Source organism: Methylomonas albis (genome assembly GCF_014850955.1).
Lineage (GTDB): Bacteria > Pseudomonadota > Gammaproteobacteria > Methylococcales > Methylomonadaceae > Methylomonas > Methylomonas albis.
Genome location: NZ_JACXSS010000001.1, coordinates 3892592 through 3917209, shown reverse-complemented (window position 1 = coordinate 3917209; position 24618 = coordinate 3892592). Strand labels below are relative to the sequence as shown.

The 24618-nt window shown below is 50.1% G+C and carries 27 protein-coding genes; 16 read left to right on the top strand and 11 right to left on the bottom strand.

Annotation, left to right across the window (positions count from 1 at the left end):
- Window positions 1–5 precede the first annotated feature (5 nt).
- From rsxB to bfr, 8 genes are all read left to right on the top strand, one after another.
- Window positions 6–539 carry an electron transport complex subunit RsxB gene (rsxB, locus tag EBA_RS18015; RefSeq protein ID WP_192375985.1) on the top strand — a complete coding sequence of 178 codons (534 nt, stop codon included), beginning with the start codon at window positions 6–8 and terminating at the stop codon, window positions 537–539.
- 13 nt (window positions 540–552) lie between these two features.
- The gene (rsxC, locus tag EBA_RS18010) at window positions 553–2055 is read left to right on the top strand and encodes an electron transport complex subunit RsxC (RefSeq protein ID WP_192375984.1); all 1503 of its coding nucleotides are present in this window, start codon (window positions 553–555) and stop codon (window positions 2053–2055) included.
- Window positions 2052–3113 (top strand): RnfABCDGE type electron transport complex subunit D, encoded by a 1062-nt coding sequence (locus EBA_RS18005; RefSeq protein ID WP_192375983.1) that lies wholly within the window; start codon window positions 2052–2054, stop codon window positions 3111–3113. Before rsxC ends, EBA_RS18005 begins: the two co-directional genes overlap by 4 nt.
- An 8-nt stretch (window positions 3114–3121) precedes the next feature.
- Window positions 3122–3874 carry an electron transport complex subunit RsxG gene (rsxG, locus tag EBA_RS18000; protein ID WP_192375982.1) on the top strand — a complete coding sequence of 251 codons (753 nt, stop codon included), beginning with the start codon at window positions 3122–3124 and terminating at the stop codon, window positions 3872–3874.
- A gap of 111 nt (window positions 3875–3985) precedes the next feature.
- Window positions 3986–4696, top strand: a complete 711-nt coding sequence (locus tag EBA_RS17995) for an electron transport complex subunit E (RefSeq protein WP_192375981.1) — start codon at window positions 3986–3988, stop codon at window positions 4694–4696.
- A gap of 3 nt (window positions 4697–4699) precedes the next feature.
- Window positions 4700–4963: an RnfH family protein gene (locus EBA_RS17990; protein WP_192375980.1), complete on the top strand. Its 264-nt coding sequence runs from the start codon at window positions 4700–4702 to the stop codon at window positions 4961–4963.
- 3 nt (window positions 4964–4966) lie between these two features.
- Complete coding sequence (locus EBA_RS17985) at window positions 4967–5188, top strand: (2Fe-2S)-binding protein (protein ID WP_192375979.1); 222 nt, start codon at window positions 4967–4969, stop codon at window positions 5186–5188.
- Between the two features lies 1 nt (window position 5189).
- Window positions 5190–5654 (top strand): bacterioferritin, encoded by a 465-nt coding sequence (bfr, locus tag EBA_RS17980; protein WP_192375978.1) that lies wholly within the window; start codon window positions 5190–5192, stop codon window positions 5652–5654.
- A gap of 74 nt (window positions 5655–5728) precedes the next feature.
- On the opposite strand, the gene EBA_RS17975 is transcribed toward bfr, so the two are convergent.
- Window positions 5729–6544, bottom strand: coding sequence for a PEP-CTERM sorting domain-containing protein (locus EBA_RS17975; RefSeq protein WP_192375977.1), 816 nt, complete (start codon window positions 6542–6544; stop codon window positions 5729–5731).
- A gap of 205 nt (window positions 6545–6749) precedes the next feature.
- Here EBA_RS17975 and EBA_RS17970 point away from each other — a divergent pair, with 205 nt between their 5' ends.
- Together EBA_RS17970 and EBA_RS17965 are read left to right on the top strand one after the other, a co-directional pair.
- Window positions 6750–8054: a sigma-54 interaction domain-containing protein gene (locus EBA_RS17970; protein WP_192375976.1), complete on the top strand. Its 1305-nt coding sequence runs from the start codon at window positions 6750–6752 to the stop codon at window positions 8052–8054.
- An 11-nt stretch (window positions 8055–8065) separates the two neighbouring features.
- A complete protein-coding gene (locus EBA_RS17965) occupies window positions 8066–8995 on the top strand; it encodes an HDOD domain-containing protein (protein ID WP_192375975.1) in 930 nt (309 codons plus the stop codon).
- An 86-nt stretch (window positions 8996–9081) separates the two neighbouring features.
- Here EBA_RS17965 and EBA_RS17960 read toward each other — a convergent pair whose 3' ends face one another.
- The 5 genes from EBA_RS17960 to EBA_RS17940 form a co-directional block, all read right to left on the bottom strand.
- Window positions 9082–9873, bottom strand: a complete 792-nt coding sequence (locus EBA_RS17960) for an elongation factor-1 alpha (protein ID WP_192375974.1) — start codon at window positions 9871–9873, stop codon at window positions 9082–9084.
- Between the two features lie 91 nt (window positions 9874–9964).
- Window positions 9965–10612, bottom strand: a complete 648-nt coding sequence (locus tag EBA_RS17955; RefSeq protein ID WP_192375973.1) for a c-type cytochrome — start codon at window positions 10610–10612, stop codon at window positions 9965–9967.
- A 2-nt stretch (window positions 10613–10614) separates the two neighbouring features.
- Window positions 10615–12234, bottom strand: coding sequence for a b(o/a)3-type cytochrome-c oxidase subunit 1 (locus EBA_RS17950; RefSeq protein ID WP_192375972.1), 1620 nt, complete (start codon window positions 12232–12234; stop codon window positions 10615–10617).
- Window positions 12227–12751 carry a cupredoxin domain-containing protein gene (locus EBA_RS17945; protein ID WP_192375971.1) on the bottom strand — a complete coding sequence of 175 codons (525 nt, stop codon included), beginning with the start codon at window positions 12749–12751 and terminating at the stop codon, window positions 12227–12229. Before EBA_RS17945 ends, EBA_RS17950 begins: the two co-directional genes overlap by 8 nt.
- 10 nt (window positions 12752–12761) lie before the next feature.
- Window positions 12762–12914 carry a hypothetical protein gene (locus EBA_RS17940; protein WP_192375970.1) on the bottom strand — a complete coding sequence of 51 codons (153 nt, stop codon included), beginning with the start codon at window positions 12912–12914 and terminating at the stop codon, window positions 12762–12764.
- A 443-nt stretch (window positions 12915–13357) separates the two neighbouring features.
- Between EBA_RS17940 and EBA_RS17935 the strand changes: the two genes are divergently transcribed.
- Window positions 13358–13690, top strand: a complete 333-nt coding sequence (locus EBA_RS17935; RefSeq protein ID WP_192375969.1) for a hypothetical protein — start codon at window positions 13358–13360, stop codon at window positions 13688–13690.
- Window positions 13691–13817: 127 nt separating this feature from the next.
- On the opposite strand, the gene EBA_RS17930 is transcribed toward EBA_RS17935, so the two are convergent.
- A complete protein-coding gene (locus EBA_RS17930) occupies window positions 13818–16043 on the bottom strand; it encodes a PKD domain-containing protein (protein WP_192375968.1) in 2226 nt (741 codons plus the stop codon).
- Window positions 16044–16723: 680 nt separating this feature from the next.
- Here EBA_RS17930 and EBA_RS17925 point away from each other — a divergent pair.
- Window positions 16724–17206, top strand: a complete 483-nt coding sequence (locus EBA_RS17925; protein WP_192375967.1) for a copper resistance protein NlpE — start codon at window positions 16724–16726, stop codon at window positions 17204–17206.
- A 58-nt stretch (window positions 17207–17264) separates the two neighbouring features.
- Here the strand turns inward: EBA_RS17925 and EBA_RS17920 are convergent, their stop codons facing one another.
- Together EBA_RS17920 and mobA are read right to left on the bottom strand one after the other, a co-directional pair.
- On the bottom strand, window positions 17265–18206 hold the full coding sequence (locus tag EBA_RS17920; RefSeq protein ID WP_192375966.1) for a hypothetical protein: 942 nt from the start codon (window positions 18204–18206) through the stop codon (window positions 17265–17267).
- An 81-nt stretch (window positions 18207–18287) separates the two neighbouring features.
- Window positions 18288–18896 carry a molybdenum cofactor guanylyltransferase MobA gene (mobA, locus tag EBA_RS17915; RefSeq protein ID WP_192375965.1) on the bottom strand — a complete coding sequence of 203 codons (609 nt, stop codon included), beginning with the start codon at window positions 18894–18896 and terminating at the stop codon, window positions 18288–18290.
- Window positions 18897–18913: 17 nt separating this feature from the next.
- Here mobA and EBA_RS17910 point away from each other — a divergent pair, with 17 nt between their 5' ends.
- The 4 genes from EBA_RS17910 (at window position 18914) to EBA_RS17895 (ending at window position 22188) form a co-directional block, all read left to right on the top strand.
- A complete protein-coding gene (locus EBA_RS17910; protein ID WP_192375964.1) occupies window positions 18914–19372 on the top strand; it encodes a DUF302 domain-containing protein in 459 nt (152 codons plus the stop codon).
- 28 nt (window positions 19373–19400) lie between these two features.
- Window positions 19401–19796: a hypothetical protein gene (locus EBA_RS17905; RefSeq protein WP_192375963.1), complete on the top strand. Its 396-nt coding sequence runs from the start codon at window positions 19401–19403 to the stop codon at window positions 19794–19796.
- A 75-nt stretch (window positions 19797–19871) separates the two neighbouring features.
- On the top strand, window positions 19872–20399 hold the full coding sequence (locus EBA_RS17900; protein WP_192375962.1) for a hypothetical protein: 528 nt from the start codon (window positions 19872–19874) through the stop codon (window positions 20397–20399).
- A gap of 31 nt (window positions 20400–20430) precedes the next feature.
- Window positions 20431–22188, top strand: coding sequence for an LTA synthase family protein (locus tag EBA_RS17895; RefSeq protein ID WP_192375961.1), 1758 nt, complete (start codon window positions 20431–20433; stop codon window positions 22186–22188).
- Here the strand turns inward: EBA_RS17895 and EBA_RS17890 are convergent.
- Together EBA_RS17890 and EBA_RS17885 are read right to left on the bottom strand one after the other, a co-directional pair.
- On the bottom strand, window positions 22124–22765 hold the full coding sequence (locus EBA_RS17890) for an alpha-ketoglutarate-dependent dioxygenase AlkB family protein (protein ID WP_192375960.1): 642 nt from the start codon (window positions 22763–22765) through the stop codon (window positions 22124–22126). The two genes, EBA_RS17895 and EBA_RS17890, sit on opposite strands and share 65 nt — an antisense overlap.
- Window positions 22766–22835: 70 nt before the next feature.
- On the bottom strand, window positions 22836–24497 hold the full coding sequence (locus EBA_RS17885) for a putative transporter (RefSeq protein ID WP_192375959.1): 1662 nt from the start codon (window positions 24495–24497) through the stop codon (window positions 22836–22838).
- Window positions 24498–24618 lie beyond the last annotated feature (121 nt).

Below are 24618 nucleotides of genomic sequence, written 5' to 3'. Positions count from 1 at the left end.
ACATCATGTACGTTTTATCTGCCATCGTTATTTTGACATCGCTAGGATTATTGCTTGGCGTGGCGTTAGGGATTGCTGCCAAGTATCTCAAGGTGGAGTCCGATCCGTTGATAGAAACGGTCGAGGCCTTGATGCCCGGTTCGCAATGCGGGCAATGCGGTTTTCCCGGTTGCCGTCCGGCTGCCGAAGCGGTGGTATCCGGTGCTGCCCCGGTGACATTATGTCCGCCAGGCGGCACGTCTCTGGTGGAACAGCTTGCCAAATTATTGGGCGTTGATGTCGATTTAAGCCAAACTCAGGATCAAGAAGCGCTAGTCGCCCGAGTTAGCGAAGAAACTTGTACCGGCTGCACCCGTTGCTTCAAAGTATGTCCTACCGACGCTATCGTCGGCGCACCCAAACAGATCCACGCGGTAGTGGCGGATGCTTGCATCGGTTGCAAAAAATGTGTGGAAGTATGTCCCACCGAATGTCTACAAATGCACCCTGTTGAAGTGACCTTGCGCAACTGGCGCTGGCCCAAACCGCTGGCCGCCTGAGACGGAGACACCTATGTTTGCCTTGTTCGAGAACCCCCGTTTGCGCGGCGGTATCCATGCCGAAGAGCATAAATCCGAAACCTCTCCGCTCAGCATTGTCACAGATTTTCCCTTGCCCAAGAAGTTGTACATTCCGGTGCAGCAACATGTTGGCAAGCCTGCCGAGCCGGTGGTGAAGGTCGGCGAGAAAGTTTTGAAAGGACAATTGCTGGCTTATAGTCAAGGCACCATTTCGGCGCCTGTGCATGCACCAACATCGGGCGTTATTGCCGATGTGAAGGATTTTCCAGCGCCGCATCCGTCAGCCTTGCCGATTCGTACGGTGGTGATTGAAAGCGATGGCAAAGAGCAATGGGCTGAGCTGATCGTTCCGGAAGACCCTTTTCAGCTGGAAGCGGAAGATATTTGCCAACGCGTCGGCGCCGCTGGCGTGGTGGGTCTTGGGGGGGCGGTATTTCCGTCGGCGGTCAAGCTTAGTCTTGGCCGTAAAAACAAGATTCATACCTTGCTGATCAACGCCGGCGAATGCGAGCCCTATCTGACTTGCGATGACCGCTTGATGCAGGAACGTGCCGCGCAAATCGTTGCAGGTATCCGGCTAATGTTGCGCGGTATGGATGCTCCCAAGGCCTTGGTGGGTATCGAAGATAATAAGCCCGAGGCTTTTGCGGCCATGCAGGCGGCCAGTGAGGGTTTTTCGAATATCGTCGTGGCTCAAGTGCCGACCCGCTACCCGATGGGGTGGGACAGGCAAATGCTACGTTATCTGACGGGCCAGGAGATTCCAGCCGATGGCCGCGCGACGGATATTGGCGTGGTAGTGCATAACGTCGCCACAGCCTATGCAGTCTATCAAGCAATTTGCCTAGGACAGCCCTTAATTAGTCGGGTGGTCACTGTCTCCGGCGCAGCAGTGGCCAAACCTAGAAACGTGGAAGTGCCTATCGGTACCTTAATGTCGGAAGTACTGGCGTTTTGCGGTTTGGAAAAGTCGAAAATGGCCCGCTTGGTGATGGGCGGACCAATGATGGGCGACGCATTACCCATTGCCGAGGTTCCGGTCGTCAAAGCCTGCAACGGAATTTTAGCCTTGTCCGCTGCGGATATTGACGAACCGCCGGTACAGCCCTGTATCCGTTGCTCCAGTTGCGTGACAGCTTGCCCGGTGGGTTTGTTACCGCTGGAAATGGCTAGTCGCATCAAAGCCAACCAATTGGACTCTGCGGTAGACTTAGGCCTGAAAGACTGTATCAGCTGCGGTAGTTGTTCTTATGTCTGTCCCTCGAATATTCCTCTGGTGCACTACTTCAAATTCGCCTCCGGCGAGCTGGTCAAGCGTCAGCAGGCCGAACACAAGTCCGAACAAACCAAGCGTTTAATCGAAGATCGTAATGAGCGTATGGAACGCGCGCAACGGGAAGCCGAAGCCGAAGCTTTGCGCGCCCAGGAAGCCAGAGCGGCTCGTCTGGCTGCCGCACAACAGGCGCAGCAAGCAAAAGCAGAGGAAACAGTATGAGCAATAAACCGATTAGCGGGCCGCACGTTGCGGCTACCCGTCGCGTCGACCAAATCATGCGCTTGGTCATTATCGCCCTGGCGCCGGCGACGGCCTGCGGCGTGTTATTGTTCGGCTGGCCGGCGTTGTATTTGTTGGCGGTGACTGTGTTATCGGCCATGGCTTTCGAAGGCTTGTGCCTGAAGATGAAAGGTGTGGCGGCGGGACCTTATTTACGTGACGGCTCGGCGATAGTTACCGGATTATTGGTGGCGATGACCTTGCCGCCTTGGGCGCCTTGGTGGATAGGCGTGGTTGGCTCGGCGCTGGCGATTGTACTGGGCAAGCATGTATACGGCGGCTTGGGGCAAAACCTGTTCAATCCGGCCATGCTGGCCAGGGTGGCTTTGTTGATTTCCTTTCCAATCGAAATGACTACGTGGGCCAACGTATCGCCGTTGTTCACCGGGCCAGGTGTGATCGATAGCTTGGCGATAACCTTTGGTGGCTTGGAAAATCCCGATGCGGTGACCGGAGCGACAACGCTGGGTTGGGTTAAAACCGAGTTTTCGCAAAACCGCTTGTTGCCTGGCAGTTTGATCGAGTATTCCGGGTTTTTGGCGTTTCTTGGTTGGGAGCGCGGCAGTCTGGGCGAAACGTCCTCATTATTGTTGTTGGGCGGCGGTATCTGGTTGATGCGGCAAGGCGTCATCAAATGGCATATTCCAGTCTCTTTGTTACTGAGTATTTTATTGCTGTCGACGGTTTTTCGGGCCTGGGATAGTCAACACTATATGGGGCCCTGGGTGCATTTGAATTCCGGTGCAGTGATGCTGGTGGCGTTTTTCATCGCCACCGATTATGTCACTTCGCCGAATACGCCTTTAGGCCAGGTGATTTTTGGTGCCGGCTGTGGCTTGTTGATTTTTGTGATTCGGTCCTGGGGCGGTTATCCGGAAGGCACCGGTTTTGCGATTTTATTGATGAACGCAGTCACGCCATTGATCGATCATTATATTCGTCCGAGAATTTATGGCCGCTACCGTAATGGCAAGCCGCTCGATATTTCCAATTCCTGAGATCGGCCATGAATTCCGAACCCGCTAAAACTCCTCCAAAAGCGAACCAATATGTCGGGTACGCAGTGCGTACCTTGAAACGCTTTAAGCAAAATTTAGCTGTGTGGCTGGAGCCGGCGCATTTGGAACAATTGCGACCGCTATTACAGTATCAGGCCGGAGTGTTGGGTGGCTTCGCACTGTTGGCTGCGATTTTATTGGGTGTTGCGGATCTAGCGACGCGTGGTGTGATTGAGCAGCGTTTGCAGGAAGATCTAAAGGCTAATCTGGAGCAAGTCGTTCCAGCAGAGCTTTACGATAACGATTTACTGAAAGACAGCGTGCAGCTGCCTTCTGCCGACGCCAATCTGGGCGCGGAACAAACCGAAGTCTATCTGGCTAAAAAGCAAGGTGCGGTTAATGCCGTTTGTTTTAAATTCGTCGCACCTGATGGTTACGCCGGGCCGATCAGCTTAGTGATGGGTGTTGATAGTAAAGGCGAAATCCTGGGCGTGCGGGTTATCGCTCATGTCGAGACGCCGGGCTTAGGCGATAAGATAGAGGTGACCAAATCCAAATGGGTTCTGTCCTTCAACGGCAAATCTTTGAATAACCTGGCCGTCGAACAATGGGCGGTAAAAAAAGATGGCGGGGTGTTCGATCAGTTTAGCGGGGCGACGATTACGCCGCGCAAGGTCGTGCAGGCCATCAAACGGGGATTGGATTTTTATAAAGTGCATCAGGCGGAGTTGCTGGGGGCTGCTGGAAATTCCAGTCCATAGTTTTGATATATGTCGCCGTGGCGACGGAAATTTAGAAGTCGGTGCTCGGTGCTGCACTCCGAGCACAACCTCGCTCGATGCCAAGTTTGCTGAGTTTTTGGAGAAACCATCATGAATCTTTCGATTCTGTTTTCAGAGCAATATAGAAAAATCGCCCGCGACGGCCTGTGGGATAACAACGTGGTGCTGACTCAGAACCTGGCGTTGTGTCCTTTGCTGGCGGTGACTGGTACAGCTACCAACGGCTTGGGTATGGGCTTGGCAACCATGGTGGTGATGGTGGCCTCCAATGCCGCAGTGTCGGTGAGCCGGCATCTGATACCTTCGGAAATTCGTATCCCCATTTTTGTGTTGTTGATTGCCGCATTGGTCACCTTAGTGGATATTTTTCTGAACGCCTGGATGCACGAACTGCATAAGGTGTTGGGCTTGTTTATTCCGCTAATCGTCACCAATTGCGTTATTCTCGGCCGTGCTGAAGCATTTGCCTCCAAGCAACCGGTGATGCCGTCGATGTGGGACGGTTTGATGATGGGCGTGGGTTTTACTGCAGCGATGGTGGTGCTGGGGGCAATGCGGGAGATTAGCTCGGCCGGCACTTTGTTTGCAAACGCGTCGGTGCTGCTGGGTGAAAGTTTCCGGTTTTTGGAAACAACCTTGATCCCGGAATACAAAGGCTTTTTGTTAATGGCTTTGCCGCCGGGCGGTTTCATCATGTTGGGTTTCATGGTGGCGCTGAAACGGTTGTTTGACCGGAAAGCCGTCGCCAAGAGTACCGAACCTAGCATGATTGATGTGATTGTCTTGGAAGAAGGAGCGTAAACCATGAATGTGGGTGTATGTTATGCGCAGGCAGATAGGCAAATCTGGTTGAGATTAGAGGTGCCGGAAGGTAGTACCATCGCCGAAGCTATTGAATTGTCCGGCGTATTGACACAGTATCCGGAGATCGATCTGGAAAGCCAAAAAGTTGGGATTTTCGGTAAACTGGCTAAGTTGGATGCGCCGGTCAAGGAAGGCGACCGAGTGGAGATTTATCGTAAAATCACCGCCGATCCCGCGCAAGTCCAGCGGAGGCGGGCGGCCTAGCCTATGTACGTTTGTGTCTGCAAAGCCGTAACCGACAGTCAGCTTGATGCAGCTATAGATAGCGGGTTATGCTCGCGAAAACAGTTGCTTCAATGTTTCGGCGTCGGTGGCGATTGCGGTAAATGCAACAAGGATATTGCGCAAATTTTGGATAGAAAAAATGCATGTCGGCTATTGCAGGCTGCCAATGACGCACAACTAATCACTAAAACCCGGGAGATTTGACATGCAAGGCGATAAAAAAGTTATCGAATTTTTAAATAAAGCACTAGAAAATGAATTAACGGCCATCAATCAATATTTTTTGCACGCCCGTATGTTCAAAAACTGGGGCTTTCAAAAGCTAAATGAAAAGGAATATCACGAATCGATTGACGAGATGAAACACGCGGATCAATTGATCGAAAGGATTTTATTTCTGGAAGGTTTGCCCAATCTGCAAAGCCTGGGCAGATTGATGATAGGCGAAAATCCCAAAGAAATGCTGGAATGCGATCTTAAATTGGAACATCTGGCTTTGCCTTTATTGAGAGAGGCGATCGCTTATTGTGAAAGCATTAACGACTACGTCACCAGGGAATTGTTCGAGCACATTTTGGAAAACGAAGAAGAGCATGTCGATTGGTTGGAAACCCAGATGGACCTGATCGAAAAAGTCGGTATTCAAAACTATCTGCAATCGCAGATGTAATTACACCTCAGTCAAAAAACTGAGCGGGGCCGATTGCCAGCCCCGTTTAGATCCAATCAGACAATAGAGATCAGTTAAGCCCTGGCGAGCAGGTAGTTGTTCCTGCGCATAGAGAGAAAGCCCAGCAAGCCGGCCGACAACAGTAGGACAGAGTTGGGTTCAGGAACGGTACTTAGTATAGGGTCAACGGCTATCGCGTCGTTGGCGCAATTCATCGTCCACTGCACGTCAAACTTTCCCGAAAATCCGCTAAATGCAATTAGTGGTATCGACGCTTCGATCACATAGTGTTTGTCATCGTTAAAAATTCCCATGTTCTTAAATGGGTTGCTGGTGTATATCAGCTGTCCAAGGTTACTGACCAGGGTGCCGGTCTTGATTGATGTTGGATGGCTGGGGTCGGGGTTGCCGGGATTGTAGTTGCCACTAGTATCCCAAAGTCCATAGTCCCAGGCACTGACTCTGTAGATACTGCCGGCTTGGCTACCTGTTGTTTCCACGCCAAATTCAAATGTTCCGTCGCCACCGAAATCGAACGCAAAATCGCCTGCACCATAGCTATTATGGGCCGGGTCGTTTACGGTATTGGGAGATAGGCCGGTAACCAGCGCTAGATACAAATTAGTCGAGTCCATTGCGATGTAAAATGCTTCCGCATCGTAAGCTTGACCGCCGTAGCCGGGAAATAAACGCGCGCCGGAATGGCCGGTTTGATCTTCCACGGTGTATTGTGAGGCGGGTACTAGCGAGGGATTGGGAAGCCAATCGGCCTTATTGCCATTTTTATGTAACCCCCAGTCGGCGAGATCGCCGTCTATGGTTATGCTGGCTGCGTTTGCATTAAAGCTAAAACAAATGCTCATTAGTATCGGTAGGTGGCGAACTTTCATGGATGTCCCTTGATGATGAATAGGTTATCCTTACCGGTATAACAAGATTGATGCCAAGCGCTATAGGCCTTGGTTTGCGCCGTTTCTAGTTAAAATGGCCTTTAAGATGCTGACAACACTGGCAATAGTCATGACGACTTTGGCATAGTGACTTACAAGGGCTGTCAGTAGACGTTTCCAACTCAGAAAACATTGATAGGAATTTATGCCGCAAAGTGCTTTTACGCTGGAATCATTGCTGGAAACCCATGATCTACCGCTGATTATAATAGGCGCCGACTTACGTATCGTGGCGGTGAATCGTGCTTGGGAAAATAGTTTTGGCGTAATCCGAGAGAATATGGTCGGTCAACCTTGTTGTGTCGACGGTCGCGATTGTCGCCACCAACGCCTGTTTCAAACCCTGGAGGCTTATGCCGGGATCTTTGCCGACAAGATCGATTCAGGTTCCCAGCGCTTATTCAGTGCGCGCGGTTTTCCGTTGCTGGATGCTGATGCGACCTTATACTTGGGCGAAACGCTAACAGTGTTGAAAAAGGCTTCGGCTAGAGGCGACGACGAACCGGCTATGATTGGTAAGTCGACGGTATTTGCTCAGTACAAAGCCCGGCTGCAACAGGCGGCCGACACGCAAGCGCCAGTGCTATTGCTCGGCGAAACCGGCACGGGCAAGGAACTGGCTGCCGAGTTTGTGCATCGCCATTCCAAGCAGGCAGAAGGTGATTTTGTGATTGTCGATTGTACGATCCTCGGCGAAGAATTATTTGAAAGCGAATTGTTTGGGCATGAAAAAGGGGCTTTCACTGGCGCTATAACCGCAAAAAAAGGCTTGTTCGAATTAGCCAATAATGGCACTTTGTTCTTCGATGAGATAGGCGATCTACCGCTATCGCAACAGCCCAAACTATTGCGAGCTTTGGAAAGCGGTCAATTTCGACGAGTAGGCGGCACGTCGATGCACAAAGCCAATGTCAGGGTGGTTTGCGCCACACATAGAAATTTGGCCGATATGGTCAAAACCGGTCGGTTTCGCGAAGATTTGTTTTACCGGCTGTCGGTGTTTCCGGTCGAAGTGCCGCCATTGCGGCAGCGTAGACAGGATCTGCCATTGTTGATAGATCATTTTTTAGAGCAGTTGAGCATTAACGCTGATAGCGGCTATACGATCACGCAATCGGCCTTGATTAAGCTTATCCAGTATGGTTGGCCGGGCAATATTCGCGAGCTGAGAAACTGTCTGCAACTGGCGGCCGGATTGTGCCAGGATAAGAGCATTCAAGAAGCCGACATTTATTTCATGCAGCGCCAGGGTAATGTTGAGCCTGCCGATGACAGTAGACCTACTGGTGACGCACATCCCTTGCCGGTTAACAGTATGGCGCAGTTCGAGGCGGAGTTCATCAATAGCTTGATTAGCAAGTACCAGGGGAATCGCAAATTGATTGCGGCGGAAATGAATATCAGCGAACGCACGCTGTATCGTAAACTTAACCGACTTAATCTGACTTAGGCGGCGGAGCAATGATGGAATCCAACCTGATAAACTGGACGCTCGATAATATTGGCAGCCGGCAGCGGAATGGTTTAACCCCGCCGCGCGATATGCGCGAAACCATTGCTCAGATTAAGGCCTTGCCGCCCTTGCCGGGTAGCGCGTTGCGCATATTAAATCTGATCGCCGACCCCAGCGCCGATGCCCGTAAATTGGCGGACATCATCGAGCTGGACCCCTTACTGACCGCGCAAATTACCCGTTGGGCGAGTTCCGCGCTCTATGGTTATCGCGGCCAGATAACGACCGTGCACGATGCGATTAACCGCGTACTGGGATTTGATTTTGTATTGGATTTGGCGTTGGGTTTAGCGGTGCTGGCGCCGCTGAAATCGCCCAAGGAAGGACAGATTGGCACGCGGATGTTTTGGACCCATGCTTTGGCCAGTACCCGTTTGATGGGGCAGTTGGCCGCTGCCATGCCAGCCGCCGCGCGGCCGGAGCCGCAAGCCTTGTTTTTAGCCGGCTTGATGCACAATATCGGTTTCCCGTTATTAGGGCATCGTTTTCCTGAGGAATTTAGCTATTTGAGCGGCTTGATCAACGCTAACCCCAGTCTGGCGATTTTCAATCTGGAAACCTTCGCCTTTGGCCTTAATCATGCGGAAATTGGTGCTTGGCTAATGAATGTGTGGTCCATGCCGCGCATGATTACCGACATAGTCTATCACCATCACAACCCGTGCTATCGCGGCGAAAACTATCAACTTAATCTGTTGACGTTTTATAGCGATTGTCTGCTGGGACGCTTAGGAATAGGCGATGCGGCGAACCAGGTTTGTCCTGAAGACGTGCCGGAACTACTGGGTTTGGATGAGACGGTTTGTTTGGAAATACTCGACAGCCAGAATGACGAGCTAGTGAAAATTCTGGCGACTGCCGAACAACTTACCGATTAAATTAAGGCAGCGGCGTTTGCCTTACCGCTGTTAGTTTCAAGCGGGCGCTTAGTTAAATTATCCAGCGCCCTTCAGTCAATTTAGTATTAGTCGCGCAATATTGCATTGCGTCGGTCCGATTGTTTCAGAATGCCCCCCAGTATCCACATCTGATACATCGATACTGTCCACATAAAAGCAAAGGAAACGCCTAACCCGGCACCGGCGACGAACACCAATAAGGCAAAGTGCGGATTAAGTTTGGTCAGCCACCACGAGGCGATGTCGATCAGTAGAAACAAATATGGCATGACGATAGCCGGGTATTTATATTTGCAAGGCACACCGGTACTGAAGCTGAAAATAATGCCGACAAACATAAAAATAAAACTGATGCCGAACAAATGGATGTGCGAGAGTCGCGTTAGCGATTGAAACGTGGCGCCTTCATTCGATTCGGTGAGTTTTTTTAGTGTTCCGAATTTAGTGAAATCGGGTAGTGAACCCGCATTAACGCCATGACAGCCCGTGCAAAATTGATCGACAATAGGTTTGATGTCCTTGTTGTAAACCACTTCGTCGGCACCATCCCTGACCCATTGAATGATTTTGAAACGCTCCTGTTCCGGCGCATTGTATTTCATCGAACCGTTTAGTTTGGATTCCAATACTGAGCCGGAGCGGTCACCGTAGTAGCTGTAGACAATATCGTCCATCGACAAACCGAATTTGCCGTCGGCCATGCCGTGGGTAAACAAGATCTGGATGAGCGCCATCAGGTATCCGGCTGCTATCGTGGTTAAATAACCGGTGAACAAGAGTTTGATCGAGAGGCCGAAACTGATCAGATTAGCGCCTTTATAGGCATATTTAACGGGTGTTTCGTTGCGATCAGACATAGATGCTATTCCGGGTTATTGAGGATGGTATCGTTTAGCGCAAGACTTTAAGCGGGAAGCAAAAGTCCTGCCTCCCGTGCCAAGCATATTACTATTTTTTGATATTTTGGTAGTAATAACCCAGTTCGCTGATTTCGTTGTCAGTCAAGGCTTGAGCAATGATGCGCATCCGGCTATAGATGTCGTTGCGCCTTGCGCCGTCCTTAAATGCATGCAGTGTGGCGGAAATGTAATCGGCATTCTGGCCGGATAGTGCTGGAATGTCGACCACTTGGCCCTTGCCAGCACCACCATGGCACACTTCGCAAGGTGGTAGCACCCGCTCGCGACTACCGTTTTTAACCAAGGCTTCGGCGTTTTCATAGACCATCACCGTTCTCGATTGGAACGCAGGCGGTTGTGAGCCAAACCATGCCGCCAAATCGACAGCATCTTGCTTGCTGAGCGTTTTAGCCAAACCCGACATCATCGCGTTATCCCGACTACCATCTGCATAATCCTGCAATTGCTTGTATAAATAAGTCGGCAATTGCCCTGCCAGCGACGGGAAGGCCGCCGAGGTACTGATGCCTTTTTCGCCGTGACAGGCACTGCAAGTCTTGGCCAATTCCGCGCCTTTTTGCGGGTTGCCGGCTTTCACGAAATTTAACTGATCGGCGGTCCAGGCGACTTGTGAGGAAGGCTGGGCAAATGCCGCGCTTGGTAGCAATAAAGCTGCGCTTAGAATGAGTTTTTTCATAATCAGACCCCCCATCTGCCTGAACCAAAGGTTTCCATCAAGAAGAATTGCAGGATTGGATAACCGAAAGCAATCAGCATGAATACGCCGATGACGATATTCCATAAGGTGAAGCTGTTCAGATAGCCGGGCAAGTCCTTGACCGCATGAATCGGTTCCGCATATTCCACCTCACCCTGATAGCTTTCGCTGCCGAGATGCGTTTTATAAAGGTTGTAAACCAGCATGCCGGCGGAAACGACCAAAATCAAACCACCAAAAATCATGGTCACTTCGTAGGGTTCCCAGGAAATGGTTAATAGATTGTTGTAATTGACGCTATCGATGCGGCGTGGTTGACCGAGCAAGCCCAATATATGCCATGGGGTGGTCATGATAATCATGCCGATGAACCAGCTCCACAGTTGGGCGATGGCCATTGACGGGCAATACAACGGTTTACCGGTCAAAATCGGCCATAAATAATAGGCGATGCCGAAGTACATGATGATGGTGGTGCCGCCGAAGATCAGATGGAAATGTCCCGAAATCCAGGCGGTGTTGTGCACCATCGCATTCATAGCGTAACTGGCGTTGACCAAGCCGCCGAAGCCGCCGAAGATTAGCATCAACAAACCCAGGATAATCGCCAACACCATTGGGTTATTCCAAGGCAAGGCCGCAATCCAGCCGAACAAGCCCTTGCCGCCGTTGAGCCGGCCGGCGATTTCCAGCGAGGCTATGACCGTAAAGCCGGTGATGAAAGTCGGTAGAGTTACCACAAAAGTGCCGACTGCATGCAGGATTTTCCAGCCGTGTGCTTGTTCCGGATCCATATACAAGTGATGGAAACCGATAGGTAAACTAAACACCACCAGCAGGATGAACGCCGCTCTGGCCATCTCGTCGCTGAACAAAAAGCCGCCGGCTTGTTTGGGGACCAACGTATAGAACGCCGTGTAGGTTGGAATTAGCCAGAAATAGACGATGGGATGCAAGGTCCAGGCAAACAATGTGCGTGCCAGGCCGGCATCGATGGTATCTATCCAGCCTAATGCCCATGGAATCAACTGAAACAACACTTCGGCAGCGACGCCGGCGCTGGTCCATAGCCATAAGATCGCATTGGCTGTGGTGGCGAACATGGCCAGCGGCACAGGTTGATCCGGATTCGCCTTTTTCCATTGCATGTACATGACAATCATCGACACGCACCAGAACCAGGAGCCCACGACCAACAAGGTCGCGCCGATGTAAAATATCGGATGTGCCATCAGCGGCGGATAAAAGGTGAACAGTACCGACGCTTGGCCAAGCAGTAATGGCAAGGCTGCCAGTATTACGCCGATCAGAGAAACGCCGAAGCCGGTCCAGGCAAAGGTCTTGTTCCAAACCGGTAACTTTAACGAGGTGTTGGCCACATAATAGCCAAAGCCCATGATGAAAAATGTCGTCAATACAAAGCCCATCAACACACCGTGGGTACTGACTGAGGCGTAATAAACTTCTCTAGATTCCAGAAAGCCAAAAAAGCCGCTACGCTCGATGACCTGATACAGGCCCATCACCGCCGCCAGCCCAAAAGCGCCGAACGCCACCCAGAAGTGAGTCAGCGCCAATTTTTTTTCCACTGCGTTATCCATGATTTGCTCCCCCTTGTTTGTTGAGCGCTTCCCATTGCGCCTTGCTAACCACTTTGATATTGCTCCACATATGCGCGTGGCCCATGCCGCAATATTCGTTGCACAGCACTGGATAATCGCCGGCATGATGAAACGCGGTGATTACCTGGGCTACGTAACCGGGTACGATCATTGTGCTCATATTGGTCATCGGCATATGCACGCCGTGGATTACGTCCAGACTAACCCAGCGAAAGGTAATTTCGGTTTCGGCCGGCAGGGTGAGTTCTTTTGGATAAAAGCCGTAACGGCCGGCCACCATGCGCACGGTGACACTACCATTCGGATTGCGCTCCACCCCAAGTTTATCTTCGGCGAATTCTGCTGATAGATGCAGTTTGGCGGAGTCTATGGTTTCGACGTTACTCGGCGCGTGAATGCCGTGAAAAAACGCCGACCCCAGAATAACGGTGACGAACAATCCGGCTATCCCAAGAGAGATACCCGCCCAGTTTTTTTCCAGTTTATCGATATGCATGCAGCCCCCTTTAACCAATATGACCGCGCGGCAAAAATATGCCGTAATACATTAACAGCCAGGCCACGACCATGCCACCGCCGACGATCAACATCAGCGCCCAAGTGCCGACTGGTGAGCTTTGCAAAATTTCTTGACGTTCTTCTTCAGAGAGATTGTTCATATCCTTCCTTCTTGTATGCGTTTTGATAGGAATTATGTTGGCAACCAACGGCATGAACAGCAGGGGCTACGTCATTCTTGCTGATGACTTTACCATCCGATTGCTGAGGTAATCATACCCCTAGCGCCCGGCTAATCGAAAGCGATAAATCTAATGTTATTAATTGTTTGTAAGAATGTTATGCGAAAGTTTGCCAAGAACGTTGGGTTGGCGTAGGGCATTTGCTCGACAATGCCTATGTTCCTTGAAGGGTAGCATCGCAAGAAATTTATTTAGCGAGTGTTGAAGCGCAAAAAATTGGAATTGATAGTGTCGGCATGTCACTATTCGGGGAAAGTGATAGTTTGATCGTCAAAAAAACTATAAGGGCTGGTATGCGAGAAGCTTGATACGGAGTGATCGCAGGAGTCCTTCGGGTATTTCAATAACGAGTGATAACCACCATGAACCAGCCGATAGATGAACTTCAAGAATCCCCGCCCCGGCGTATGCAGCATCGCTTGCTTGGGTATTCGAATACTGCCTTATTGCTGGCGGCTTGTAATTTTGTTATTTGGATATTTATTTTATTTCCTATTTACGCCGCTACCGATGGTGTGTCGAGCAGCGATGGCTTACGCTTTTTGATTGCGGTTTTTATCGTGATGGATCTGGTTGGATTAGGATTGGCTTCCGTCGCCATGTTCAAATCAAAACTCCGAAAAACCATGGCTAACTATGGATTTGTCGTCAATATCGCCATGATCGGTTTAAATCTATCGGTGTTTCCGTTTTAAAAGCTGGTGCTGATAAATCAAAAAAGCCTGTAGTTAAACGCTACAGGCTTTTTTAGCCAGCTAACTGGCAATGGAGTATCGGTCCAATGAAAAAGGCGGAGTCTCCCCCTTTTTCGGCTTTAGTGCCTTACCAAGTCATTGTGACAACCGACTTAACATTTTTGGTCGGATTGTAGGTATATCCCGCCGCAGTAACGCTGTTTAGCGTATAGGTTGCGGAACCTCCAGTCATTTTCGTTGTGGTAGCAGTTTGAATAACGGTGCCTGTAGCATCGGTTTTATTGGTAACCGTACCTGAAACCGAACCGCTAAATGTACCTGTTACAGTGGCATTCGCTACCGGCTTGCCGTTGGAATCGATCAGTTTAACCGACATTTTTGCTTGCACGTTGGTAGCCTTAACGACTGTCATACCTATTGTAGGTACCCACATGGTTGGCAGAGGTGGCGCGGTGACCGTGATCTGCACCGTTTTGGTGTCGGTTAATTGATATTGATTGGTAACCAGCAATTTAACCGTGTAGGAGCCAACTGTCGTAAAGGTATGAGCTGGATTTGAACCAGTTGCACTAGTGTTATCCCCAAATGACCATTGATAGCCAGTGATGTTGCCATTTCCGATAGTGTTATTGGCTGAGAAATTAACCGTTAATGGTGCCGGACCGGTCAAGGCAGAAGCGGAGACACTGCCGACCGGCGGTTTGGCAGGGCTGGTGGGCACATAGTTGCCGGTGATTTGGTATTGACCCAAGCTGCCGTAGACAGGGTAGCCCGCATCGCCGCTTACTGCCGTACGACCTGAGCTGGCCACTGCCAAATAATACGTGCCTGCCGGTACTGATTGGTTGATAGCTGCTGTTAAAGTTGTTTCCGGCGCATTGGCAGCCACCACTGCACCGCTGGTGTTGTATAAGGTCAGCTTAATATCCAGGTTTGGGCCAACTGCTGCTGGGCTAGCTGTCAAATTAACCGTACCACCAGCGGTGCTGATCATAAACATGTCAGTATCTGCAGATGTTTCGATTACGCCAAAGGTCTGAATATTCAGCGCAGTTGCCGTGCCGATATTTGTTAAGGAACTGGCTGTGCTTAAGCTATTACCGTAATCGTCGCTTCTAGCCAGAATGCCGTAACTGGCAAACGTCCCAATATCATCCTGCTGATTATTGGCATTTGGATAGCTACCTGGATTCCATTGCGTCAGATTTTTGTAATAGCCCACGCCCATAATCGGTGCCCAACCTGTGACGCCGGTACCATGGCCCGCGTAATAGCCAGTGCTGGGTTTTTGGCCGTCGTGTTGCAGGCCCAGGTTATGGCCGGCTTCGTGAGAGACTGCTTCGGCGATGTATTTCTCGTTATTTGCCAAACCGTCTTGAAACACCCAGGCCGGTTGGTAATATGCATTGTTAACCAAGTTGACTACGCCTACATAGGCGATGCCGCCGCAACCGCAGTTAATCACGGTTTTAGTGACTACCACGCGTATTCCGTAGTTGGTGTCCGCCGCGCTGGTGCGGAATAAGGCGTCGTTAGTCGGTAGCTGGGTGGTCACGTCGACATCGAAAGCAATATAGTCTTCTGCCACTCGGTTCCACATACTAATGATATTGCTGCGTTCGGTATCGTCGAAAACGCCCGGGTTGCCGGTCAGGTCGTAAGCTGGCGCGTTAATGGTGGAAGCGGACCAAGCGGTGCCCTGAGCAACATGACCGTCGAAATCCAGATATATGGTTTTGCTTGCACCCGGTTTGCTGTGCAATAAAAACGCGTTTGCTAGTGCCGCTTTCGAGGCTATAGGCACCGGCGGATTGGTTGTAGCCGTTGTACCGGTAACATTTTCAGGTGATGCAAGATTGCCAGCTTGCGTTTGATTTTGCTGATCGGCGTTATTGTCCACATATAAGACTCTGCCGTTGCTATCGACTCGCATCGTGTCGTCTTCTTTAAGCATCTCCGCCAGCTTATCGGCGGTTAAACCGTAGCTTTCCGCGACTTTTGACAGATCGGTGCCCAAGATGTCGATAGCGTGTTGGCCTTGATAATTAATCGGCAATTCGAGCATCGCGCCTACACTTGACGGAGTAATAGCCGAGTTGCTGGCGATGGCAAGCGGATCTGTGCCGTCGCCATTGGCGCCGGTGTCGATAACTTGTTTGATTTTTCCTTGTTCGTCAATTTGCACCGTGTAGTTACGGCCTTGCATTACGGTGGAAACCAAATCGCGGTTTTGGTCGAGATCCTTGCCTATCAGCAAGGAAGTATTAGCGGAGAACGCCATTGTGGAAAAAAATAGTCCAGCGGAAATAGCGGATGCCAGAGCTTTGGGTTTTCTGAGGATATGAGTATTCATATCGGTCACCTTTGGAGTTTAACTTCAGTAAGCACACCAACCGAGCCAACTTACTGAAGCGAGATTACCTTGCGGCGTCTCGGGGTAAAAATAGTGGTACCGTTTCGGTACAGGTAATAAACGATTAAATTTTCTAATCGGGCGGCAATGTAACAGCAAAAAAAAACTTCTGTGAACGGGAGTCTAAGTTTTAAGTGTCACGTCAAAAAACGTCTATAAAAAATCGGGGCTAGCGCACAAAAACGTCCTAATCGCTTCTGGTAAGGAGCTCTATAAGTTCAAACTTAAGGTTATTGCATTGTCTGAATCAAGCTATGTGGGGTTTCAATTGAGTGGATACCGTTTCCGCTCAGATTATTAGCGCTTGAATGCGGTTGGCTGATGCTTTAATCGGCTTGTCTATACGGCTTAGCGATATGAAAGCGGTCAATCATCCCCAGCTATGCCACAATACACCGTTGGAATTATGCGCGTTTATAAGGGTGACTTTATAAATCAATGGTGTGCGCTATTGATCGGTTAAATGGCAACCGGCAAAAAGGTACTTATTGGTGATTGTCTTTATTGACATGCCAATTTTTCTACGCCGCTTCACGCGACAGAGTTTCAGCGAATAATGAATTTTCCGCGTGGTATCTACCCAATAATTATTATTATCGATGGTTTGTCCAGGAGCAAATATGCGAACAGTTAACTTAAAATTAAAAAAAAATCTGGTTTTTTTTCTCGTCATAGCCGCGTTTTCGGCTTATAACCCGGCGCTTGCCGAACCGGCCGCGGCCGACGATAAGGATACGCACCACGAACACAAAAGCCTCGATTGGCCGGGGATTTATAACGGCCTGACACCCTGTGCCGACTGCATCGGCGTGAAAACCTCGCTGGCTTTGAACAAAAATGGCAGTTATTTGCTGATGACCCAATTTCTGGGCAAATCGGAACGGGAGTTTACTGAAAAGGGCAAGTTTGCCCCGGGCGACAAAGCCAATACTCTGGTATTGACTCCAAAGAATGGCTCAGCTTCGCAGCAATATTTGGTTGAAAAGGACGTGTTGATTCAGTTGGATAGCAACGGCAATCGCATTTCCGGCAAGCTCGCCGATCGTTATATTTTGCGTAGAACCAGCGTCACAGATAAGCAGCCTGAACATTCAGGGCATTAATTTAGGTCTTATCCGGGTGCCCTCAGCCTTCCAAGCGGACATCCGGAAACTCGCATCGTTATGACGGCTTCTTCGCGTTTTTACGCCGGAAATACACAATTGCCAAAATCACAGTCAAAGCCAGCGCGCCAAGCATGAAGCGCGGTTCCACAACCTTTACCGAGTGATTCTCGTCCTTGAATTTGAATTTGGCCAGTACGCCCAAGGCCGGATCGTTAATATCAATTGCGATCGACTTGGCGGCAAGATTTAGAAATTGCACTTCGCTGCCATCGAAAGGTTTGTTATTGCGGGTATCGTTGCTGACCATGCCCGGATATAGCGGTGTTTCAGCCAGCTGAGCGATACTTAACTGCTTGGCGATTTCTTGCTCCAGTTCGCGGGTGGTTTTGCCGTCGGTTTTGATATGGATAGGTTTTTGATCGTCTATCTTGATTTCGATTTCGCCTTGCGAAGCGGTTAGGGCTTTTTTTGAAGAAAAGCCATCCAGATATTCCACATCCGCGCTAAACACCAAGTCCAGCGCTACTTGCACGCCGTCGGCACTGAAACTTTTATCGGCAAGATCGAAACGCAAGCCTTGGTTGCTGTAATCTCTGACCGTTACCGTCGTTAACGAATAACCGTTTTTGTTGGCTATGGTCAATTCCGCTTGCTCCGGCGGTTGGGTGATAGTGATGCCGCGCCAGTTTGGGTCCAGCTGAATCATGCCGTCCTTCATTGAAGTAAGCAGCTTTTTAGTGACGGCGGATGGTGCCGCTTCATCGAATTTATGCGCGTTTAAAAAACTCAAGCCGGTGGATCGATACAGTTCACCGTCATCGATGCGCCATTCCGCGGTGTATGAAAATAGCGAGTCGCTGGTTCGTCTGGGCATGCTGGTATGCATGCGCAATTTGTCTTGATCCGCCGGTGTTGTTACTGCATCGGCCGTTTGGCAGAGGAGCAAAGACGACACTAGGGACAAAGCGAGTGCGAGCTTGTGAGTAATAGGCTTCATTGCAATTCCGCGGAAAAAGCGCCACGTTAGCATAATCGAGCGGCGATGGGGTAGGCTGCCCCGATTGTCCCAGTTGGGGCGTTAGTCAACGGGCGGATTTGCCTGGCTGTTTTCCAATGCCGCCAATTCCGCTGGCGTATTGATATTGACGAATACTTGCGGCGTATCGCTGAAATCCACCTCGACCAGCAAATGCCGGTGAAACCATCCCTGCAGTTTACGCTCGCCGCTATGCAGATAATTCTGTAAATCAGTTTGCAGATTGGTTCTGAGTGCGGCAAAAACCGGATGTAAGCGTTCGCCGTCGGATGCCACGGCGATGTCCGCGTCCCGGCTTAGTAGCGCGTTGAGCAAGCGCTGCAAATGAACGGTTTCAACCAGCGGAGAATCGCACGGGGCTATCAGCAATATCGGATGTTGCGCCGCGTCCAGCGCCGCCAAAATACCGGCCAGCGGGCCGTCGAAACTCTGTTCCGCATCGCTGATGACCGGGTAGGCGAATTGCCGGTAGCGGTCTTGATTGCGATTGGCGCTGATCAATAACTCATCGACCAACGGTGCCATGGCGGCCAGCGCATAGCTTACCAAGGGCCGGTTATTGCACAGCAACAAGCCTTTGTCCTGCTCCTGCATGCGTCGGGCCATACCGCCCGCCAGCACCACGCCGCTTACTTTGTTTTGCCCGCTCATGATGATAAGCTTTGCCGATGTTTAAAAGAGTCGTCATTTTCGCAAGCCTGCCGTTGATTGCAAGTTGTACCGCGCAGCCTCTGCATACCGAAGAAGTGACGTATTACCAGGTCGAAACCAGCAAGCCATACGACGAGGTATTGGCTGAACTGGAAGTGGCGATTGCCGAGCACAATTTTCGTATTACCGGCCATAGCCGGGTGGGGAAAGTGATCCGCGATAGAGGCGCCATGAATTTTCCGGAATACGATACGGTCCAGTTTTGTAATCTGACGCTGGCTAAGGTCGTGCTGGAGATCACCCCGCATGCGATAGGCTATATGCCCTGTAATGTGGTGACCTATCAATTTGCAGGTAAAACCATCGTCAGAACCCATCTGTTACCGGAAGATACCGACAACCCGGCCTTGAACAAATTCGCCAAGGAAATGAACCCGCAACTGCAACAGATTGTCGATTTCGCCGCCGAGCAATAAATATCCCTATAACGAAAAAACGAGCACCATGAAAAAATCACTCTTCGCTACTCTTGCTGTTATCACGCTACTAAGCGGCTGCGCCACTACCCAGGAAAATTCAAAACCGGAAGCCGCTGCCGGCGAACAGGCAGTATCGGTCAATGATTATCCTACCCGTGATCGCGTCGAATATGTGCTGGAATGTGTTGCCAAACACGGCGGTCTCACTTATATCAGCCAATACGCCTGCGGGTGCAAAGTCGATAAAATTGCCGAAAAGCTCAGTTTTGAAGAGTACGAATCGGCCAAAACCTTTACCCAAATGCAAAAAACCCCTGGCGAAGCCGGCGCCGCGTTTCGCGATCCTAAACAATCCAAGGATTTGCGCAGCAAATTGAAAGACGCCGAAGCCGAGGCTGAAAAAGCTTGTTTCGTTAAGTAATCCGCACAGCCATGATGAAGCCGGCTTGGCTTTCATTATGGTTTATGTGGTCCTCGTCAAATCATCGCTACAGATATGTCCAACGCTGAGTTTTTTCTTTCCTACCCTAAATTCAAACTGGCGATACTGGCTTTGTTGACGCTGAATATTGGCATTTACGCAGCGCTGGATACGCTGACGACTGCGGTCGATGCGCTGGTTTGGGTGATATTGTTGGTGATGTTCGAACTGGAAACCGTCAAGGCCTCGCCGTTTAACGAGACTACCTTGCACGCTATACGGAATGGTTTGATCGTCGTGATTGCCTTGGTGTTCGGCAGCTACGTCCGCGATAACGAATGGCTGGATGTGAGCAACTCCTTGCTCTGGTTTGCATTGATTGTGTTACTAGAATTGGAAGTGCGTTGGCCGTCTTTGCTAGCGCGACACCGACGGCTGTTTTGGTTGATGACCGTGGCCGTGTTTGTGGGTTTAATCGGCATGGTCGTGGCTTGGCTAACGCAGTCGGATTGGCTGGATGCTTACGATGCATTGCTTTGGATCGCGGCATTCGGTGTGATCGAAGTCGATATTTTTCATTTCCTGCAGTTGACGCGGGATTGAGCGCAAGCCTATTTTCAGCTGTTTCCCGAGCATGAGCAAAGTTGTTCTGTTGCTTGTTTTACTTGCGCCTTTACTGCTGAAAGGCTGGTATGTCGATAATTTTATTTATCACTACACCGGCACCCGATTACTGGGATTTACTCAGGTTTTATTTAACGATGCGCTGATTTATGGCGGTATTTTGATATTGCTGTATTTGTCGCTTATGCCAACTATTATGCGCTGGCTGGCTGCGTTATTACGCCTAACAGCTTTACTGTTGTTTGCAGTTTATATTATCGATTACGCAATTATCGTTAATTTTAATACCCATTTGGCTTTGGGTGACGCAATAAAATATGCGGATTACTCGTATAAATATATTCAGCAAATTTACGGCTTAAGCGATTTTGGTGTGCTTGCGCTTAGTGTATTAATCTTGGCTGTACCTTTATATTTTTCATGGGTAAGGTTTAAATCCATAAATCCTTATATCAAAAAGTGGCCCATCTTTTTAATTCTCGGCCTGCCGTTGGCCGCCGCGTTTGCCGATAATGAAAAATACGCCCATGCCTGGATCTATAAAAATGTCATCGATTATAATTTAACCATATTATCGGAGGCTGCGCCGTATAGCGCCGCTTATGTCGATGCGTTTGCTTTTCAAGAAGATATAAACTGCCAAACTCAAGCTATTCAAACCAAGAATATAATTATTTTGATGGTGGAATCGCTTTCCGCTTATCAAAGCCGGTATTTTTCGGGCATCCAGGATTGGACGCCCAATCTGGACGCAATTGCCAGCCAAAATCAGGCGTTCAAGAATTTTTACGCCAACGGATTTATCACCGAAGACGGTGAAGTGGCGCTGCTGACTGGCTTGCAGCCGCTCTATCCGCCCTCCAGTTATACCGACGACGGCGGTACGTCATTTTATAGTTTTTATAATATAAAAGACTCCCTACCCAATATCCTTAAAAAGCAAGGTTATAAAGCCGAGTTTTTAACCACTGCCGATTTGGAATTCGGTAATACCGGCGTTTGGGCAAAAAGTGTGGGTTTTGATTATGTCGAAGGCCACGATCAGCCGGAATACGATAAATGGGAACGGTTTCATTTTGAGGCTGCGCCGGATGAGGCGCTATATTTAAGAGCCTTGGACAGGATCGAGAAAAATAAAAAAAATAAGTTTTTGCTGTTTATTAAAACTGTTAGTAGTCATCATCCCTACATTAATCCTGAGACTAAGGAAAAATCCGAATCAGCGGCCATTACCTATACCGATAAGCAAATAGGCCGGTTTTATCGGGAGTTACAAAATAACGGCTTTTTCAAGAATGGCCTCTTGGTTATTGTCGGCGACCATCATTCGATGACGCCCTTAAAAAAAGCCGAAGTCGAGTTATATGGCCAGTATAAAGCTTCGGCAAAAGTGCCCTTAATAATTGCCGATGGAGATAAACCGGCAAGCGTGGAAAACAATCAATATCAACAAATCGATGTTTTTAATAGTTTGCAGGGCTTGGTCGTCGGCAAGCAATGTTCTTCGGATTGGAACGGAATATTGTTCGGCGCAGCGAAAACCTCACCCAAATACATCATTCATCGGCGTGGAGACAATCGGGATATGGTTAGCGTGTTTGGCGAGGACGAAGATTTTCTGGTGAAACTGGATGGTGACAATACCCGGGTAATCAGCAAGCTACCGGCGGAACAGACTTTTAGACAGTTGTTGGTCGATAAGATTAACGCGCTGCGGATAGCCCGGGCGAATTGGGCGTTGACACAATCCGCCGAAAAGTCAGATTGATACGGGCTTGCTTGACTTGCCGAGTTTTTGGGAGCTCGTGGCGCCAGTGGTGTTGCAACTCGCCGGCCATGATCAACAAATCGCCGTGACTTAGCTCTATTTCCACCGTCGTGCGGCTGTGAGCATGCCGAAAACGCAGCAAGCGCGTCTCGCCGAAACTTAGTGAAGCAATCAGCGGATTCGGCCCCAGCTCTTTTTCGTTGTCGGCATGGCAACCCATCGAGTCGCGGCCGTTGCGGTACAGATTGGCCAACACACTATTGAATGGCTGTTGGCAAACGGCTTCCGCGTCGCTTCGCAATGGCTGCAGATCGGTAGTCCAAGGTAGCGGTTGGTGATCTACACCGGAATAGCGGTAGTCGGCATCTGGGTCGCCATACCAGGCCATCAAACGCGGCACCGGCACCCAACGCCCGTAGAGATGGATTTGCTCGGTTTGCCAAGCCAGGTTTTGCATCAACTTTTGCAAGTATTTGTCGGCGACGACGAGTGGATAAAACGCCGGTAGCAGGAACAGCTCACCATCGCGGGGTGCCAGATTTTGGTGATTGGCAAGTAAGGCGTTTGAAGATGGCATCGCGGCGGGAGTTTCGGCGGGTTGGGCGATTTTAACCGCCTAATCCGCCCGGCAGACGAATGGATTTGTTTTAGTTAACCAACAAAATAATCAGCTGCGCGGCAATGATCCGCAGAATCATGACCAAGGGGTACACGGTTGCATAAGCCATCGATACAGCCGCCGATGGGCTGAGATTATTGGCAAACGCCAAAGCAGGTGGATCGGTCATGCTGCCGGCCAGCAGGCCGCAAAGCGTCAGGAAGTTGAGTTTATAGACTAACCGGGCAACGGCGGCGATGATCAGCAGCGGCAGTAAGGTTATCAATGTCGCGCAGGCCATCCAGTAAAAACCGTCGCCTTTCACCAGCGTCTCGACGAATTGATCCCCTGAGTGTAAGCCGACGCAGGCCAGGAATAACACGATGCCAATGTCTTTTAAAATGATGTTGGAGCTTTTCGGTAAATGCCAGGTCATCGTGCCCCAGTTGCCGATTCGGCTGAGCATAATGGCTACCAGCAATGGGCCGCCGGCCATCCCCAGTTTCACCGCCGACGGAATGCCAGGCAAGTACATCGGTAAGCTACCCAGTAACACGCCCAGGGAGATACCGATAAAGATCGGCATGATCTGCGGATGGTTGATTTCCTCCAAGGAGTTGCCCAAGGCTTTTTCGATGCTGTTCAAGGCTTCCTGACTGCCGACCACGTTCAATTCATCGCCAAAATGCACGTGCACACCGCTGGTAGGCGAAAACTCGACATCGGGACGATGAATCCGGGAAATGGTCACACCATAGAGCATGCACAGATTGCCGACAGTTTGGTTGATCGCGGTTTTATTGGTGACCAGCAGGCGTCTGCTTTGCAGTTTGGTGGCGATTTGTTTTAGATCAACATCCGATTCCGGACCGATGAGGATTTTCAGTTGTTCCAAGGGCTCGCGCTCACCCACCAGTCTGATCGTGTCGCCGATAGTCAATAGGCTATCCTGACCGGCAATATCGACTTCGCCGTTATGCAGAATTCGCGTCATCACCACGTTCATGCCATGGAAAAACGGAATTTGCCGCAGCGTCAGGCCGTTCAGATTGGGATTTTCCACCCGCAAATCTTTCCAGATCGGCACATGGGCATCTTCCTGCTGTTTATCGGCAAAGCTTTTGGCTTCAGCGGTAATATCCACTTTAAACAGACGTTTGTTTAACAGCATGGCCAGTATGATGCCGGCGATGCCGAACGGATAGGCCACCGCGTAGCCCAAGCCCGGCATTTTTAGGGTTTCGCTGCTAATGTCGGGTAAGCTGCCCAGAGCTTGCTGGGCGGCGGCCAGCGATGGCGTGTTGGTAGTGGCGCCGGAGAATAGGCCAACCGCGACCGGCATCGGAATGTCGCCGACGATGCTAATCAATACCGTAATCAATGCACCCAATATCACAATCGCCGCAGCCATGCCGTTCAGACGCAGGCCGTAACGGAAAAACGAACTGACGAAGCTGGGACCTACCTGCAAGCCGATCGCGTAGACGAACAGCACCAAACCGAATTCGCGCAAAAAATTCATCACTTCCTGATTGATACTGATCTGAAAATGCCCGAACAGCAGTCCGGAAAACAGCACGCCGGCGATACCCAATTGAATGCCTGCTAGCGATACTCTGCCCAACACCAGGCCACTGGCTACCACCAGGCTGATAATTAGTAAGGTGTGCGGTACGGAATCTTGATTAAAAAGCGATAGCAACCACGACATGGCCTATTCCTTTGGTTCGAGTGGGTTGAGGAGATTTTAGGTTTGCTTAGTCAATCTTGCCTGACTATGATGCAGAGGCCTGATAGCGCATTATGTCGCCAGGATTGTACAACAAGCCAAC